The sequence below is a fragment of the Vibrio sp. 1401 genome (assembly GCF_033340295.1).
The window spans coordinates 1-641 of sequence record NZ_JAWOWF010000469.1 but is presented as its reverse complement, the minus strand read 5'-3'; the positions used below and the strand labels follow the sequence as shown (position 1 = coordinate 641).

General features: G+C 47.1%; 1 protein-coding gene and 1 pseudogene. Both read left to right on the top strand.

From position 1 onward, the window contains the following. Positions 1-82: 82 nt before the first annotated feature. On the top strand, positions 83-409 hold the full coding sequence (locus tag R7Z77_RS26280) for a MobC family plasmid mobilization relaxosome protein (RefSeq protein WP_169654078.1): 327 nt from the start codon (positions 83-85) through the stop codon (positions 407-409). After that, positions 406-641: pseudogene (locus R7Z77_RS26275) on the top strand (mobilization relaxase); the annotation flags it as partial. The gene R7Z77_RS26280 and the pseudogene R7Z77_RS26275, both read left to right, overlap by 4 nt.

The following is a 641-nucleotide window of genomic DNA, read 5'->3' as shown; positions in this document are numbered from 1 at the left end:
CTTTACCCCAGTTGACCACACCGAGTCATTCCCTCGTTCCGAGCGAAGGCCTCGATGCGGTTTCATGTTTGAGAGTGTTGCTATGTCCGAGCCACGAATTAAAGAAATTAAGATCAGAGTGACGGCTTTAGAGCATGAAGCGTTATTGCTGCGAAGCTCTAAACCTCGACTTGCTGAGTGGATGCGATCGCATTGTCTCGATGCGCCCGTTTCCCGTGCTCATGCCGTGCCTAAAGTTGACCCTAAGTTGCTTCGTCAGTTAGCCGGTATGGGTAACAATCTCAATCAAATTGCTCGAGCGATTCATTCCCAAGACTGGAAGCCGGTGGATCGTATTCAGGTTGTCTCTGCTTTGATGAACATTGAACGAACGTTGCAAGATTTAAAACGGGAGTATTCCCGTTCATGATTGTTAAATTTCACGCTCGTGGTGTCGGTAAAGGCTCTGGTCCGGTTGATTATTTACTTGGTAAGCAGAGAGATCGAGAGGGTGCCACACTCGATAGAGGCTCACCAAGTGAGGTTCAAGAGCTGATAGATTCGAGTCCTTATGCAAAAAAATACACGTCTGGTGTGCTGTCCTTTGAAGAATTCGATCTCCCTAGAGAGGCCAAAGATCACATCATGTCGAGTTTTGAAAA